Annotated in this window: 12 protein-coding genes and 1 riboswitch; of the genes, 11 read left to right on the top strand and 1 reads right to left on the bottom strand. The window is 72.3% G+C overall.

Features of this window, described 5'->3' with window-relative positions; all coding sequences use genetic code 11:
* The first annotated feature begins 45 nt into the window (after positions 1-45).
* The 3 genes from GA0115234_RS06435 to GA0115234_RS06425 all read left to right on the top strand — a co-directional run bounded on the left by GA0115234_RS06435 (position 46) and on the right by GA0115234_RS06425 (position 4,414).
* Entirely contained in the window at positions 46-2,127 is a 2,082-nt protein-coding gene (locus GA0115234_RS06435) for an N-6 DNA methylase (RefSeq protein ID WP_093539885.1), read from the top strand.
* A gap of 119 nt (positions 2,128-2,246) precedes the next feature.
* Positions 2,247-2,879 (top strand): hypothetical protein, encoded by a 633-nt coding sequence (locus tag GA0115234_RS06430; protein ID WP_093539884.1) that lies wholly within the window; start codon positions 2,247-2,249, stop codon positions 2,877-2,879.
* Positions 2,876-4,414, top strand: coding sequence for a serine/threonine-protein kinase (locus tag GA0115234_RS06425; protein ID WP_093539883.1), 1,539 nt, complete (start codon positions 2,876-2,878; stop codon positions 4,412-4,414). Before GA0115234_RS06430 ends, GA0115234_RS06425 begins: the two co-directional genes overlap by 4 nt.
* Before the next feature lie 39 nt (positions 4,415-4,453).
* On the opposite strand, the gene GA0115234_RS06420 is transcribed toward GA0115234_RS06425, so the two are convergent.
* Positions 4,454-7,012, bottom strand: a complete 2,559-nt coding sequence (locus GA0115234_RS06420; RefSeq protein WP_093539882.1) for a YfhO family protein — start codon at positions 7,010-7,012, stop codon at positions 4,454-4,456.
* A gap of 123 nt (positions 7,013-7,135) precedes the next feature.
* Here GA0115234_RS06420 and GA0115234_RS06415 point away from each other — a divergent pair, with 123 nt between their 5' ends.
* From GA0115234_RS06415 to eno, 8 genes are all read left to right on the top strand, one after another.
* Complete coding sequence (locus GA0115234_RS06415) at positions 7,136-8,098, top strand: glycosyltransferase family 2 protein (protein ID WP_093539881.1); 963 nt, start codon at positions 7,136-7,138, stop codon at positions 8,096-8,098.
* Positions 8,095-8,496 carry a GtrA family protein gene (locus GA0115234_RS06410; protein WP_093539880.1) on the top strand — a complete coding sequence of 134 codons (402 nt, stop codon included), beginning with the start codon at positions 8,095-8,097 and terminating at the stop codon, positions 8,494-8,496. The genes GA0115234_RS06415 and GA0115234_RS06410 overlap by 4 nt, the downstream gene beginning before the upstream one ends.
* Before the next feature lie 148 nt (positions 8,497-8,644).
* Positions 8,645-9,301 carry a SurA N-terminal domain-containing protein gene (locus GA0115234_RS06405; RefSeq protein WP_093539879.1) on the top strand — a complete coding sequence of 219 codons (657 nt, stop codon included), beginning with the start codon at positions 8,645-8,647 and terminating at the stop codon, positions 9,299-9,301.
* Positions 9,302-9,348: 47 nt separating this feature from the next.
* Positions 9,349-10,311 carry a nucleoside triphosphate pyrophosphohydrolase gene (locus GA0115234_RS06400; protein WP_093539878.1) on the top strand — a complete coding sequence of 321 codons (963 nt, stop codon included), beginning with the start codon at positions 9,349-9,351 and terminating at the stop codon, positions 10,309-10,311.
* Between the two features lie 82 nt (positions 10,312-10,393).
* On the top strand, positions 10,394-11,707 hold the full coding sequence (locus tag GA0115234_RS06395; protein ID WP_093539877.1) for a cytochrome P450 family protein: 1,314 nt from the start codon (positions 10,394-10,396) through the stop codon (positions 11,705-11,707).
* 105 nt (positions 11,708-11,812) lie between these two features.
* A complete protein-coding gene (locus GA0115234_RS06390) occupies positions 11,813-12,790 on the top strand; it encodes a LysM peptidoglycan-binding domain-containing protein (protein WP_093539876.1) in 978 nt (325 codons plus the stop codon).
* 300 nt (positions 12,791-13,090) lie between these two features.
* A riboswitch (cyclic di-AMP (ydaO/yuaA leader) is annotated at positions 13,091-13,262 on the top strand.
* 3 nt (positions 13,263-13,265) lie between these two features.
* On the top strand, positions 13,266-14,039 hold the full coding sequence (locus GA0115234_RS06385) for a transglycosylase family protein (protein ID WP_093539875.1): 774 nt from the start codon (positions 13,266-13,268) through the stop codon (positions 14,037-14,039).
* 284 nt (positions 14,040-14,323) lie between these two features.
* Positions 14,324-15,604, top strand: a complete 1,281-nt coding sequence (gene eno, locus GA0115234_RS06380; RefSeq protein WP_093539874.1) for a phosphopyruvate hydratase — start codon at positions 14,324-14,326, stop codon at positions 15,602-15,604.
* Positions 15,605-15,655: the final 51 nt, after the last annotated feature.

Genomic DNA, 15,655 nt, shown 5'->3' with positions numbered 1-15,655 from the left:
GACAAGCCAGTACCGGGACGAGCGCCAGGACCAGGGAGACAGTCAGTGCCGGAGAACTCGACAGAGGTGACCGCGGCCGGGATCGCACGGCTGGCCGGAGTGGGGCGCGCCGCGGTCAGCAACTGGCGCCGCCGCCACGCCGACTTCCCCAAACCCGTGGGGGGCACCGAGACGAGCCCGTCCTTCGCCCTGTCCGAGGTCGAGCAGTGGCTCCGCGACCAGGGGAAACTCGCCGAGGTCCCGCTGCGCGAACGGGTCTGGCAGCACCTCGCCGGGCACCCCGCCGGTCCGGTCCCCGCCCTGGTCCACACCGGCTGCGCCCTGCTGCTCCTGCGAACGTCCCCCCACGCCTGGCCGGAGATCACCGCCGCGTCGGACGAAGGGATGGCCGGCGTGCTCTCCCTCGCCGTCGACAAGGCGCTCACCGCCCGCTTCGGTCCGGCGGAAGCCGGGCGGGCCGTCCACGCCCCGAGCCCGGCCGAACTGCTCCCCTCCGTACCGCTGCTCCGCGCCGCCGCCGAACTCGCCGCCGGGACCGGGGCCCAGGAGACCTTCGAGTTCCTGCTCGGCCGTCAGCTGGACGCCAACCCCCGCCAGTACACCCTCACCCCGCCCGGACTCGCCGAGCTGATGGCCGCCCTGGCGGAGACGTCGGAGCGGCCCGCCCGCACGGTCCTCGACCCGGCCGCGGGCACCGGCGCCCTGCTGCGCGCCGTCGGCCGCCCGGCCGCCCTGTACGCCCAGGAGGCCGACCCCGACCTCGCCGCGCTCACCGCGCTGCGGCTCGCCCTGCACACCGACACCGGCTGTGCCCTGGCGGCACGGACCGCCGACACCCTGCGCGCCGACGCCTTCCCGCAGCTCGCCGCCGACGCCGTGCTCTGCCACCCGCCGTTCAACGAACGCAACTGGGGCCACGACGAACTCGCCTACGACCCGCGCTGGGAATACGGCTTCCCGGCCCGCACCGAGTCCGAGCTCGCCTGGGTCCAGCACGCGCTGGCCCATCTGCGCGAGGGCGGCACCGCCGTACTGCTGATGCCCCCGGCCGCCGCCTCGCGCCGCTCCGGCCGCCGGATCCGCGCCGATCTGCTGCGCCGCGGCGCCCTGCGCGCCGTCATCGCGCTCCCGGCCGGCGCCGCGCCCCCGTACGGCATTCCGCTCCACCTCTGGGTGCTCCGCAAGCCCGGCAGCGGCCGGCACCCCTCGCCGGAACTGCTGCTCGTCGACACCGCCGAACCCGCCGAATCGCCTTCGGCGGGCCCGGCGCAGGCCGCCCCCGCAGGCGGGCGCGACCGGCTCGACTGGCAGGCCGTGCACCGCGCCGTCCTCGACGCCTGGCAGTCCTTCGAGGACCCCGACCTCGCTGCCCGCCCCGGCGCCGGCCGCGCCGTACCCGTCATCGAACTCCTCGACGACGACGTGGACCTGGCCCCCGCCCGCCATCTGCCGCCCGCCGCCACGGGCGGACCCGCCGAGCTGATCCGCGTACGGGAACGGCTCACCGAGACGCTCGGCCTCACCGGCACCCTCACCCCGCCCGCCGTGACCCCCTCCGACCCGGCCCACTGGCCGCTCACCACCGTCGGCGAACTCGCCCGCGCCGGTGCCCTCCAGCTCCGTACCGGCGGCTCAGGCACCGGCCAGGGCCCCGTCCTCACCGAACACGACGTCCTCGGCTCCGCCGCCCCTTCGGGAAGCCTGCCCGCCGACGGGCCCCCCGAGGAGCCCGTCCTCGTCGAACCGGGCGATGTCGTCGTCCCCGTGCTCGGCGGCGGCTCCGTCGCCCGCGTCATCGACGACGCCACCGCGGGCGCCGCCCTGGGCCGCAACCTCCAGCTGCTGCGCCCCGATCCGGCCGCCCTCGACCCCTGGTTCCTGGCCGGGTTCCTGCGCGGCACCGCCAACAACCGCCAGGCCAGCAGCTACGCCTCCACCGCCACCCGGCTGGACGCCCGCCGCCTCCAACTGCCGCGGCTGCCGCTCGCGGAGCAGCGGCGGTACGGGCAACGGTTCCGTGCCCTGGCCGAGTTCGAGGACGCCCTCAGACTGGCCGGCCGGCTCGGCGGACAGCTCGTCCAGGGGATGTACGACGGGCTGACGGACGGCACGGTCGCGCCGGGGTGAGCTGAACCACAGCGGATCCGTACAACCCGGGGCCGGTTGCCGGTGTCGCCCTTTACGCTCGGTCTGCGTGCACGGAGCGTGTGCGCGGATGTTCAACGACCAGGTCTCCAGGAGCAGCCATGTACGCCCCGGGTCATCCGCCGACGCCGCCGCGCCGGGTTCCCAGCCGGGCCTGGATCGTCTCCATGCGGGTGCTGTTCGTCGTGCTCTCGGTGGGCTCGGTCGGCATACTGCTGTGGAGCCCGCTGCTCCGCCTCGCGATCGTGCGCCGCCGGGCGTCCGACTGGTGGCTGACCGGGGCCGGGTTCGTCTTCGTCTGCGTGCTCATCCCGATCCTCGGCCGGGACGGCAACGACGAGCCGACCGGCATCGACAACGTCCTCATCCCGCTGCTGCTGGTGACGATGCTGGGCTCGATCGCGTACTACCTGGTCGGGGATGTCCGCCACTACGACCGGCTGACGGAGCAGCACCCGATGGGCGGCTACTCCGCCGTCCCGCCGGTGCCGGGGTACGGATACGGGTACCCGTACGCGCCCACGGTGCCGACGCGGATGCCCGCAGCCGCGCCCATGCCCGCGCCCCTGCCGGCCCCGGCGCCCGCGCCGCCGGTTCGACCGGCACAGCAGCCCCAGCCGGCACCCCGGCAACAGCAACAACCTCATCCCCAGCCCCACCCCCACCGCATCGACCAGGTCCGCGCCGAGCTCGACGAACTGAGCGACTACCTCCGTAAGGAGGAGGGCCGGTGAACGGCCGTCTCATCGGTGGTCGGTACCAACTGGCGACCATCCTCGGCCAGGGCGGCATGGGCCAGGTCTGGACGGCCTACGACCAGCGCCTGGACCGCCGCGTCGCGGTGAAGCTGCTCCGCCCCGACCGGGTCACCGGCCCCGTCGACGGCGAGGCCGCCGACGAGCTGCGCCGCCGCTTCGTCCGCGAGTGCCGGGTCACCGCCCAGGTCGACCACCCGGGCCTGGTCACCGTCCACGACGCGGGCAGCGACGGCGACGACCTGTTCCTCGTCATGCAGTACGTCGAGGGCGCCGACCTCGCCGACCATCTCGCCGAGCACGACCCGTACCCCTGGCAGTGGTCCGTCGCGGTCGCCGCCCAGCTCTGCGCCGTCCTGTGCGCCGTGCACGCGGTGCCGATCGTCCACCGCGACCTCAAGCCGCGCAACGTGATGGTCCGCCCGGACGGCACCGTCACCGTCCTCGACCTGGGCGTCGCCTCCGTCCTGGACACCGACACCACCCGGCTCACCCACACCGGCTCACCGATCGGCTCCCCGGCCTACATGGCCCCCGAGCAGGCGATGGGCGGCGCCGTCGGCCCGTACACCGATCTGTACGCCCTCGGCGTGCTCCTCCACGAACTGCTCAGCGGCGAGGTGCCGTTCGCCGGGTCCACCGCCCTCGGGGTGCTGCACCGCCACCTCTACGAGCCGCCGCTCCCGGTCCGCCGGATCAGGCCCGACATCCCCGAGCCGCTCGAAGCGCTGGTGTTGCGGCTGCTCGCCAAGGACCCGCAGCACCGCCCGTCCGGCGCCCAGGAGGTGTACGAGCACCTCGCCCCGCTGCTCCCCTCGCCGGGCACCGGACCCTGTTCCGGACCGCTCGACCCGACCCGCCCCTTCCTGCGCCCGCACGCCCCCTGGCCCGACCGCACCAGCACCCCGCCCCCGCCGACGGGCCCGCCCGCCCCCGCGGTCGCCCGGCCCGATGTGGCCGCCGCCGTCGACGACGTCAAGAGGCTGCTCGGTGAGGGCCGGATCACCCAGGCCGTGGACATCCTCGGCTCGATCCTCCCGGCCGCCGCCGAACAGCACGGCGAGGACTCCGCCGTGGTCCGCATCCTGCGCAAGCAGTACGCGGCGACCCTGATGGACGACGGGCAGTACCGCCGCGCCCTGCCCGAGCTGCGCCGCCTCGCCGACGACCGCGCGGCGGAGGCGGGCCCGGCCGACGCGCAGACGCTCCAGTTCCGCTACGACGCGGCCCAGTGCCTGGAGCAGCTCGGCGAACCGGCCGCCGCGCTCGCGGAGTACCGCGCGGTCCTCCCGTACCACGAGAACCACGGCACCCCCGGCGGCGACCCGGCCCGCTCCTTCGAGATCCGCAACCGCATCGCCCACCTGCTGCTCGCGCTCGGCGACCACGTGACCGCGCGCGTCCAGCTCCAGGCGCTGCTGTACGACGCCGAGCGTGCCTACGGGCCCCACCATCCGCTGCCGGTGGAGCTGCGTCGCAGGCTCGACCGCCAGGTGGAGGTACGGGGCGGCTGATCACCGGCCCGGGGGCGGGCGTTCCGCCCCCGGCCCCGGTCAGGCGTCCACGGGCTCCGGCGTCCCGGCCTGTCGCGGAGCCCGGTCGGAGCCGGGCCGCCCGGCCCCCGCGTCCCGCCGCCGCCGGTACGCGAGCCCCGCCCCGCCGAGCACGAGAACGGTGAGCGCGCCCGCCCCCGCCACCGCGCCCGCCCGCAGGCCCGGGGGCCGGAACGCGCAGTCGACGGCCGTGCCGTCCGCGGGGGCCGGGGTGGCGACCAGGCCCAGGTAGCTGTCGGCGGGGCGGCCCTGGCAGCTCCAGCCCGCGATCCGGGGCGCGGCGAGTACGACCGTTCCGGTGGTGCCGGGCGGCAGTTCGGCGCGGACGCCGTGGTCGGTGACGTGGACGGCGGTCGCGCCGGTGCGCTTCAGCCCGGCGACCGCCGAGGACAGCCGGGTCCGGTCCAGACAGCCGATCGCCCCGTGCGGCACGGTCCCGGCGCGTACCGGGGCCAGCGTGACCCGCACGTTCCCGTCCTTGCCGACCGTGCCCAGGTGGTGCATGGCGGCACGCCGGGCCGGCAGCTGCCCCTTGAACTCGACCTCCGGGCCGTCGCCGAGCCGTGCCCGGCCGAACAGGTCGGGCGACCACAGATACGCCTCGGTGCCCGCCGGGCAGGCGGCGGTCAGTGTGTACGCGCCGCGCCCCACCCGGTAGTCGTCCGCCCCCTTGTCGGCCACCGCACCGCCGGCCGCCGTGCGCAGCGCCGTCGCCGGGACCGTGTAGACCCGCGAGCCGAGCAGCCGCTCCTGGTTCCGGTACGGCGAACGGCCGTACGGCACCGGCCCGCCCGCCCCGCGCACCGTCACCAGCGGCGGCACCTCGGCACGGCTCACCGTCACCGGCCGGTCGTCCGTACCGCCCATGCCCGTGCGCCCGGCCCCCTGGTGCGGATCGCGCGGCCCGCGCACCCGCGCGCCGACCGAGAAGACCGCGTCCGTGACCGGGTTGTCGAGGCTCTGCACGGCCCGCCCGTTCGACGTCCACCCGCCGCCCAGCGCACGCATCGTGCGGGTCAGCACATCGGGCGTGTGGCTGCTGTAGTACGCGCCGCCCTGCCCGCCCACCAGCAGCGGATCGTTGGCGGTGGTCTGCTCCCGGCCGGGGTCCGTGCGGTAGCCCGGCCAGCCGTCGGCGCCCGCCACCACGGCCGCCTGGGTCCGCTGCCGTTCGCCCCAGGGCGCGTAGTCGTCGAGCCGGTTCAGCCGCTCCCGGTCGAAGTACGCGGTGGACGCGGCGGCCTGCCCGGCCTGGGCGCCGATCAGCAGCACGGCGGCCAGCGCCGCGAGCCTGCGGCCCCGCCCGACCAGCACCAGAGCGCAGGCCGCGGCCACCAGACCCACCCCGAACAGCGGATACGTCCACCCGGTGACCAGATCGCTGAAGCCCGCCCCGGCCGCGAGCAGCACCAGGACCGCGACCCCGCCGAGCAGCGCCCGCCGCCCCGGCCAGCCGTACGAGACCGAGACCCAGGCGGCGATCACCACCAGCCCGGCCAGCACGAACGTCTGCCGGTACGGGCTGCCGTTGGGCGTGGCGAAGGCGTGCCACAGCAGATGCGTCGGCTCCCACTGCAACGACAGCGCGACCCCCGCCACCAGTCCCGCCCACGCCCACCGCTCGCGCCCCGGCACGGACCGCTGGAAGGCCAGCGCACAGGCCAGCAGCAGGGTGCCGGTGCCCAGGAAGAGCGCCGGGGTGAAGAAGCTGTACGTGGCGGGCAGCAGCCGGGCGAGCACATCGGGCCAGGCGGCGGGCGCGAACGCACGGTCCCAGCCCGGGTAGGCGTGCTTGGTGCCCAGGTAGACGGGGAGCAGGACGGGCGCCGCGAGCCCGACGCCCACCCCGACCGTGCAGACCGCCCGCACCAGACCCCGGACCACCGCCCGCCGGTCGTCCCGCTCGGTGAAGAGCCGGACGGCCAGCACCAGGGCGGCACCGAGCGTCGCCATGTACGCCGTGTAGAAGTTGGCCGCCCACACCACCGCGACCAGCAGCGGCCCGGCGATCCGGTGCCGTCCCGTACGGGCCCACTCGGCGACCAGGCAGAGCAGCGGCAGCGCGACCAGCCCGTCCAGCCACATCGGGTTGTACGAGGCCTCGGCGACCGACCAGCCGCACAGCGCGTACGAGGCACCGAGCGCCCCGGCCGCCCACCAGCGCCCACCGCGCAGCGTCAGCAGGAACAGCGTCATCAGCGCCGCCGCCGACGCCATCTTGAGGATCGTCACCACATAGACCGCGAGATCGATGCGGTCGCGTGGGAAGACCCCGACGAGCAGGGCGAACGGGCTGGTCAGATAGGTGCCGAGATCCGGCAGGAAGCTCGTCCCGTACCCGGAGGACCAGTTGAGCAGCAGCCCGCCGTCGGCGTTCCCGTGCAGCAGGTCCCACAGCCGGGCGTGGAACGGCACGAACTGATTGCCCAGGTCGTTGACGCTGCGCGTGTACGGCCCGAACGGGAAGACGCGGGCCACGGCGTCACCCGCGCAGACCGCGGCGACGGTGAGCAGCGCGGCGAGCGAGCCCGCGCACAGGCGGGGGCGGGAAGTCGGCATACGCAGGAATATGCCAGCTTCGAACGCCCAAACCCGTGCCGAATTGGGTCAGTTCACGTAATGGACGCTCACCGGCCACGTGCTGCATCGGGTTCCGACATCTGGCCGCGCTGATGTACATCCGTGCTGATCTCGCTGGTGGTGCCTTGTTACAACGAGGAAGAGATCCTCGAACGCTTCCATGAACGCGTCACGGACGAAATGACCGGGCTGGGACATGAATTCCAGCTGGTGTTCGTCGACGACGGCAGTGCGGACCGGACCCTGGTGATCCTCCAGGAGCTGGCAGCCGCCGACCCACGGGTCCGCTATGTCTCCTTCAGCCGCAACTTCGGCAAGGAGGCCGCCATGCTGGCCGGTCTCCAGCACGCCGAGGGCGACGCCGTCGTCATCATGGACGCCGACCTCCAGCACCCGCCGGAGCTCGTGGGCCGCATGCTCCAGGAGCACGCGCAGGGCTACGACCAGGTGATCGCCCGCCGCACCCGCAAGGGCGACCGGGTCACCCGCACGCTCAGCGCCCGCGCCTACTACTGGCTGATCAACCGCATGGTGGACGTGGAGCTGGTCGACGGCGTCGGGGACTTCCGGCTGCTCTCCCGCCGCACCGTCGACGCCGTACTGGAACTCACCGAATACAACCGGTTCTCCAAGGGCCTTTTCGCCTGGGTGGGATTCCGTACGACGACCTTCAGCTACGAGAATGCCGTCCGTGAGCAGGGCAGTTCCGCCTGGACCTTCGGAAAGCTGCTCAATTACGGCCTCGACGGTCTGCTGTCCTTCAACAACAAACCGCTGCGCGCCGCGCTCTACCTGGGCATGCTGCTGCTGTCTGTGGCCTTCGCCTATGCCGCGTGGATCGTGGGTGTCGCCCTGGTGCAGGGGGTCGACACCCCCGGCTATGTCACCCTCATCGTCGTGGTCACCGCGCTCGCCGGGGTCCAGATGGTGATGGTCGGAGTGGTCGGCGAGTACGTCGGCCGTATCTACTACGAGGTGAAGCGGCGCCCGCACTTCCTGGTGAAGGCCACGAACACCGAGGCGTCGCACCGGACACGGGAGCCCCAGGAGTTCGTACGCCGATGACGGTCACCGCACAGATGGCCCGGTTCGCCCTCGTGGGAGTGGTGAACACCGGCACGTACTACGGCTGCTACCTGGTGCTGCTGACATGGCTGCCCTATATCGCCGCCCATGTGACCGCCTTCGCGCTGAGCATGGTCGGGTCCTTCTTCCTGAACTCCTGGTTCACCTACCGGACCCGTCCCACCTGGCGGAAGTTCCTGCTCTTCCCGCTCACCAACGCCGCCAACTTCGTCATCACGACCGGCGGTGTCTATCTGCTGGTCGACCTCGCCGGGTTCAGCAGCCGGTACGCGCCACTGGTCGCGGCCGCGGCGGCCATCCCGATCACCTTCGTCGTCTCGCGCACGATCATGCTGCGGCCGGAGCCCCGGGTCCCGTCGCCCGAACGCGTGCCCTGAGCCCCGCCGGGCGGTCCCGATCGGGCCCACATCCCCAACTCCTTCCGAATCGTTGGTCGAATCAGTGGCCCCAGCCACGTCCACTGCCTAACATCGATCACCGCAAGGTCTTGTGCACTGATGCACAAAGTCTCCCCGGGAGGTTCCTTTGCACCGCCGCCGTCGCACCGCGCTCACCGTCTCCGCCGCCCTGCTCGCCGGCGCCCCACTCCTGACCGCCTGCGGCAGCGAGGCCCACCCGGGCGCCGCGGCCGTCGTCGGCGGGGACCGGATCGAGGTCTCCACGCTGCAGAGCCAGGTGGCGGCCGTCCGCGAGGCCCAGCGCGATTCGAAGGACGCCTCCCAGCTCATCGACAAGTCCGGACAGCTCAGCCGGGCCAAGCTGCACGGCATGATCTTCGACCGGGTCCTGGACCGGGCCGCGCAGGACGCGGGTGTCACCGTCGACCGCAACGACATCCAGCAGATGCGCAGGGCGGCGGCGGCCCAGTCCGGCGGGGAGGCGCGGCTGCGGACGGCGATGCTCCAGCAGAGCTGGGTCGCCCCCGGTCAGATCGACGCCGTCCTGCGCGAGCAGGTCCAACTGACGAAGCTCGCCCAGGCGCTCGGCGCCGACCTCCAGCAGCCCGCCGGGCAGCAGGCCGTCGGCGAGGCGCTCAGCAAGGCGTCGAAGGCGCTGCGCGTCGACGTCAACCCGCGCTACGGCACCTGGGACAACAAGCAGACCCAGCTGGCCGACTACAAGGCGCCCTGGATCACCCAGGTCACCAAGCCGGCCGGCGCGAACGCCGAGGCCGGAGCCTGACCGGCCGGCGGAACGGGCGGCGGAAGCGACCGAGGTAGATTCGGACGGTGAACGCTGAAGCCCCCGGCCGTATCGTCCTGCTCACCGCCAGCCACCGCGTCGCGCCCGGACTCCTGTCCTGGCCCGCCTGGCAGACGCTGCACGCCGCCGACCGGGTGCTCTGCGCCGAGCCGGACCATCCGCAGCTGCCGTATCTGCGCGAGGCGGGCGTCACCGTCGAGCACGTTGCGCCCACCGCGCGGGAACTCGTCGACGCCTGCGCGGGCGGCCGGTCCGTCGTCGTCCTCGCGGGAGGCGCGGGCGACCAGCCGCTGACCGACGGCCTCGCCCGGCTCGCCGGTTCGGGCCGGGCGCGGATGCCGGACCTGGAGCTGTTGCCCGGTTCGTACGATCTGCCGGGGGCCCGGCTCCTCGATCTGGTCCAGGTCATGGACCGGATCAGGATCGAATGCCCGTGGACCTCGCAGAAGACCCACGAGGGCCTCGCCAAGTACGCCATCGAGGAGGCGTACGAGCTCGTCGAGGCGATCGAGGACGGCGACCGGGACGAACTGCGCGAGGAACTCGGGGACGTGCTCCTCCAGGTCGTCTTCCACGCCCGGATCGCCGAGGAGGCCGAGGACGAGCCGTTCTCCGTCGACGACGTGGCCGCGACCCTCGTCGAGAAGCTGATCCACCGCCACCCGCACGTCTTCGGCGACGAGAGCGCCGAGACCCCCGAGGACGTGCACGCGCACTGGCTGCGGACCAAGGCGATCGAGAAGCAGCGCGACTCGGTGACCGACGGGGTCCCGCTCGGCCAGCCCGGCCTGGCACTGGCGGCGAAGCTGGCCGGCCGGGTCCGTACCGCGGGGCTCGACGTGCCGCTCCCCACCGGCGAAGGCATCGGCTACGAGCTCCTCGCCCTCGCCGTACGCGCCGAAGAGGACGGCATCGACCCCGAGGCCGCCCTGCGGGCCGCGGGCCGCGCCTACCGGGACGCCATCAGGGCGACGGAGGGCAACGCCTAGAGCAGCGGGCAGCACCGGGGTGGCGCCGAACGGCCCCGGAGGGCGCCGGAAGGCGTCCGGGGGCAGCGGATAACGTCGGGGGGTGAACCACAGCCCCGCCGACCGTCCCGCAGATCAGCCCGCCGCCTGCCCCGTAGCCGCGCCCGAACTCTTCACCTGGGAGTTCGCCACCGACCCGTACCCGGCGTACGCCTGGCTGCGCGAGCACAGCCCCGTGCACCGGACCACGCTGCCCAGCGGCGTCGAGGCCTGGCTCGTGACCCGGTACGCGGACGCGCGGCAGGCGCTCGCCGACTCCCGGCTCTCCAAGAACCCGGCGCACCACGCCGAGCCGGCGCACGCCAAGGGCAAGACCGGCATCCCGGGCGAGCGCAAGGCGGAGCTGATGACGCATCTGCTGAACATCGACCCGCCGGACCACACCCGGCTGCGCCGCCTCGTCTCCAAGGCGTTCACCCCGCGCCGGGTCGCCGAGTTCGCGCCGCGCGTGCAGGAACTGACGGACCGCCTCATCGACCGTTTCGTGGAGGAGGGCAAGGCGGACCTCATCCACGACTTCGCCTTCCCGCTCCCCATCTACGCCATCTGCGATCTGCTCGGCGTCCCGCCCGAGGACCAGGACGACTTCCGGGACTGGGCGGGCATGATGATCCGCCACGGCGGCGGCCCGCGCGGCGGGGTGGCCAGGTCGGTGAAGAAGATGCGCGGCTACCTGGCCGAACTGATCCACCGGAAGCGGGAGAACCCGGGGGACGACCTGATCTCCGGGCTGATCCGGGCCAGCGACCACGGCGAGCACCTCACCGAGAACGAGGCCGCGGCCATGGCCTTCATCCTGCTCTTCGCCGGATTCGAGACCACGGTCAATCTCATCGGCAACGGCGTCTACGCCCTGCTGCGCAACCCCGGGCAGCGCGAACGGCTCCAGCTCTCCCTCGGCTCGGGGGAGAGCGGGCTGCTGGAGACCGGGATCGAGGAACTGCTCCGGTACGACGGACCGGTGGAGCTGGCCACCTGGCGGTTCGCCACCGAGCCGCTGACGCTCGGCGGACAGGACATCGCGGCCGGGGACCCCGTGCTCGTGGTGCTCGCCGCGGCCGACCGCGACCCGGAGCGCTTCGAGGACCCCGACACGCTCGACCTCGCACGGCGTGACAATCAGCACCTCGGATACGGGCACGGCATCCACTACTGCCTGGGAGCGCCGCTCGCCCGGCTGGAGGGACAGACCGCGCTCGCCACGCTTCTGACCCGCCTTCCGGACCTGCGGCTTGCGGTGGAACCTACCGATTTGCGGTGGCGTGGCGGGCTCATCATGCGTGGACTTCGCACGCTCCCCGTGGAGTTCGCGCCGGGGCTCACCCACACCGGAAATGACGCTCCGTCAACTCTGTGACTTTTACGTGATCTGCGCTGCATCGACTTGTGACGCGCGTTCGAGTCCCGCTAGGTTCACCGTTCGACCCACCCGTCACACGTCAGTCACACGGAAGGCAACCCCATGGGCTCCGCGAACGGCAGACACCGTCGCCCCCGTCAGGCACCCGCCATCGTCGTCGCCGCGGGCGTGACCGGATCGGCCATCGCCATCCCGCTGCTCGGCGCGTCCGGTGCGCACGCGGCCGACGCCACGACCTGGGACCGGGTGGCCGAGTGCGAGAGCGGCGGCGCGTGGAGTGCCGACTTCGGGAACGGCTCCTACGGCGGCCTCCAGCTCTCGCCGGAGACCTGGAAGGCGTACGGCGGTGAGGCCTACGCCGAGCGCGCCGACCTCGCCAGCCGGGCGCAGCAGATAGCGGTGGCCGAGAAGGTCCTGGACGCCCGGGGCCCGAAGGCCTGGCCCAGCTGCGCGGTCATCTCCGGCCTCGCGGCGGACGGGACGCTGCCGGGGGTCGACCCGGGCTCCGTGCCCGCCGACGACCCGACCGGGAGCACGAAGCCGTCTGACGACACGTCGGCGGACCCGTCCGACGACGCCACGCCGTCCCCGGACGCCTCGGACGGGCCGGACGCCGTGGACGGTGAGGAGGGCTCGGACGGGACCGCGAAGCCGTCGGGGAAGACCTCGCCGTCCTCGAAGCCTCCGGCCTCGGACTCCCCGTCCTCGACCGCCCCGTCCTCCAGGACGCCCTCCGGGGCGCCCCGTGACACGTCCAGCTCATCCGACTCGTCCAGTGGAGTGGGCGGCAAGCACCGTGGCGCGCCGGCCCCCGAGGGGAGCCGCGACACGGACGGCGGCGACAGCCGCGAGTCGGGCCGCCACGCCTCCCGCGGCGGCGACGCGCGCGACACGGGCGAGCCGACGGCTGACGGTACGTACACCGTCCTGCCCGGCGACAACCTCTGGGCGATTGCTGATGCACAGAAGGTTCCCGGTGGCTGGCCCGCGCTCTACGAGGCCAACAAGGGTGCCGTGGGTGCCGACCCGGACCTCATCCTCCCTGGCCAGAGTCTCGATCTCGATGTGAAGGACCAGTGAAACCAGTCTGATAATCGACTAAAAGCGCCCCGAAAACTGGGCCAGTTCAGGGACCTATGTCCACTTATGCGTAAGTGAGACATGGGTCTCTTTGCGTCAACTGGCGTGTCGCGCCTGGGGACCCCTTCCGCATCGCGTCCCACCTGCGAAAACAACAGTTCTTCAGATGCAAGTACGGGCTGATTGTCCGATGTGTCCATCTTTGAATGTGAGGGTTGCGTATGTTTACGGTCGGAACCGCTCGCACCGCGGGCCCCGTCGACCGTCACGCCGAATCCTGCCGTCGGTCGAAGGGAACAGACGCGTAAAGCGCCGTAGGCAGGAGCGGGGGACCCAGGTAAGCGCCGGGCCCGATCGTCGAGAGACGCATCAGGACCGGCTTGGGGTGAAGTCGCGTGCTAGGACGTGCGACCGGGCAACTCACTTGGCCCGAACCCGACAGCTCACCTCGTAGGCGTCGGTGAGGAGAAGTTCCATGCTGCTTTCCAGCAAGGGCAAGCACCGCCGCCCGTCCAAGGCCGTCCGTATCGCCACGCTCGCCGGTGTCGCCGGTGCCGCCGTCGCCGTGCCCCTGATGGGTGCGACCAGCGCCTCCGCCGCCTCCGTCGCCACCTGGGACGCCGTCGCCCAGTGCGAGTCCGGTGGCAACTGGTCCATCAACACCGGCAACGGCTACTACGGCGGTCTGCAGTTCTCGCAGTCCAGCTGGGCCGCCGCCGGTGGTACGCAGTACGCCCCCCGTGCCGACCTGGCCACCAAGGCCCAGCAGATCGCCACCGCCGAGCGCCTCCTCGACATGCAGGGCCCGGGTGCCTGGGGCTGCGCCGGCGCCGGCAACCTGACCAACGACGGCGTCGACCCGGGTGTCAACACCGGCTCCTCGTCCTCTTCCTCCTCCTCGAACTCCACCGCGAGCTCCGGCGCCTCCGGGCAGCAGAGCGCCCCGGCCGCCCCGAAGCAGCAGGCCCAGCCGAAGCCGGCCGAGCGCACCGAGGCCCCCGCCGCCTCCCGCTCGGACCGCTCCGACGCCCCGCGTGCCGAGTCGAAGAAGACCGTCACCACCCCGACCGGCGAGAAGGTCAAGAAGGGCGACGGCGAGTACAAGGTCGTCTCCGGCGACTCCCTGAGCAAGATCGCCGCCGACCACAAGGTCGAGGGCGGCTGGCAGCAGCTGTTCGAGCAGAACAAGGACATCGTCAAGAACGCCGACCTGATCTACCCGGGTCAGCAGCTGCACCTGACGAAGTAGTCACGGCTCTCTCCTCCCTGAGCACCCCGGCCCGGCGCGTTCCCCCGTACGCGTCGGGCCGGGGTTCCGCCGTCTCCGCTCGGGGGAGCGCCGGACCGTTCAACTGTTGTAGTTACCGACCGGTAAAATTCTGGCCGTTTGCCCGGCTATGTGCGTCCTCGGGTCCTTTTTCGTCCCAGAGGTCGGGCGGTCGTCGGGCTGAGCGGGCCGGGCCGGTTAGGCTCTTGTCGCAAGGCCAAAGCGACCCTGCACAATCAGCGTCATATCCCAGAAGGAGATGCCTCGTGCCGTCCATCGACGTCGTCGTAGCCCGGGAAATCCTCGACTCCCGCGGAAACCCCACGGTCGAGGTCGAGGTCGGCCTCGACGACGGCAGCACGGGCCGTGCTGCCGTTCCGTCCGGCGCCTCCACCGGTGCGTTCGAGGCCATCGAGCTTCGCGACGGTGACCCCAACCGCTACCAGGGCAAGGGCGTCGAGAAGGCCGTCCTCGCCGTGATCGAGCAGATCGGCCCGGAGCTCGTCGGCTACGACGCCACGGAGCAGCGGCTGATCGACCAGGCGATGTTCGACCTGGACGCCACCGAGAACAAGGGCTCGCTCGGCGCCAACGCCATCCTCGGCGTCTCGCTGGCCGTCGCCCACGCCGCCTCCGAGGCCTCGGACCTGCCGCTGTTCCGCTACCTCGGCGGCCCGAACGCGCACCTGCTGCCCGTTCCGATGATGAACATCCTCAACGGCGGCTCGCACGCCGACTCCAACGTGGACATCCAGGAGTTCATGATCGCGCCGATCGGCGCGGAGTCCTTCTCCGAGGCCCTGCGCTGGGGTGCCGAGGTCTACCACACGCTGAAGAAGGTCCTGAAGACCAAGGGCCTGTCGACCGGTCTCGGCGACGAGGGCGGCTTCGCGCCGAACCTGGAGTCGAACCGCGCCGCCCTCGACCTCATCCTCGAAGCCATCAAGGAAGCCGGTTACGCCCCCGGCAAGGACATCGCGCTCGCGCTCGACGTCGCCGCGTCCGAGTTCTACAAGGACGGCAAGTACGAGTTCGAGGGCAAGTCCCGTTCGGCCGCCGAGATGACCGAGTACTACGAGGAGCTCGTCTCCGCGTACCCGCTGGTCTCCATCGAGGACCCGCTGTACGAGGACGACTGGGCCGGCTGGAAGGTCATCACCGACAAGCTCGGCGCCAAGGTGCAGATCGTCGGCGACGACCTCTTCGTCACCAACCCGGAGCGCCTGGCCCGCGGCATCGAGGAGGGCTCCGCCAACGCCCTGCTCGTCAAGGTCAACCAGATCGGTTCGCTGACCGAGACCCTGGACGCCGTCGAGCTGGCCCAGCGCAACGGCTTCAAGTGCATGATGTCCCACCGCTCCGGCGAGACCGAGGACGTCACCATCGCCGACCTCGCGGTCGCCGTGAACTGCGGTCAGATCAAGACCGGCGCCCCGGCCCGCTCGGACCGTGTCGCCAAGTACAACCAGCTGCTGCGCATCGAGGAGATCCTCGACGACGCCGCGGTGTACGCGGGCCGCTCGGCGTTCCCCCGGTTCAAGGGCTGATCATCCCTTTCGGCCCGTCAGCGGTCGAAGGCCATGGCATCCGTCCGTCCC

Source organism: Streptomyces sp. DvalAA-43, assembly GCF_900091725.1.
Taxonomy (GTDB): domain Bacteria; phylum Actinomycetota; class Actinomycetes; order Streptomycetales; family Streptomycetaceae; genus Streptomyces; species Streptomyces pulveraceus.
This window is presented reverse-complemented; position numbering and strand designations above follow the sequence as displayed.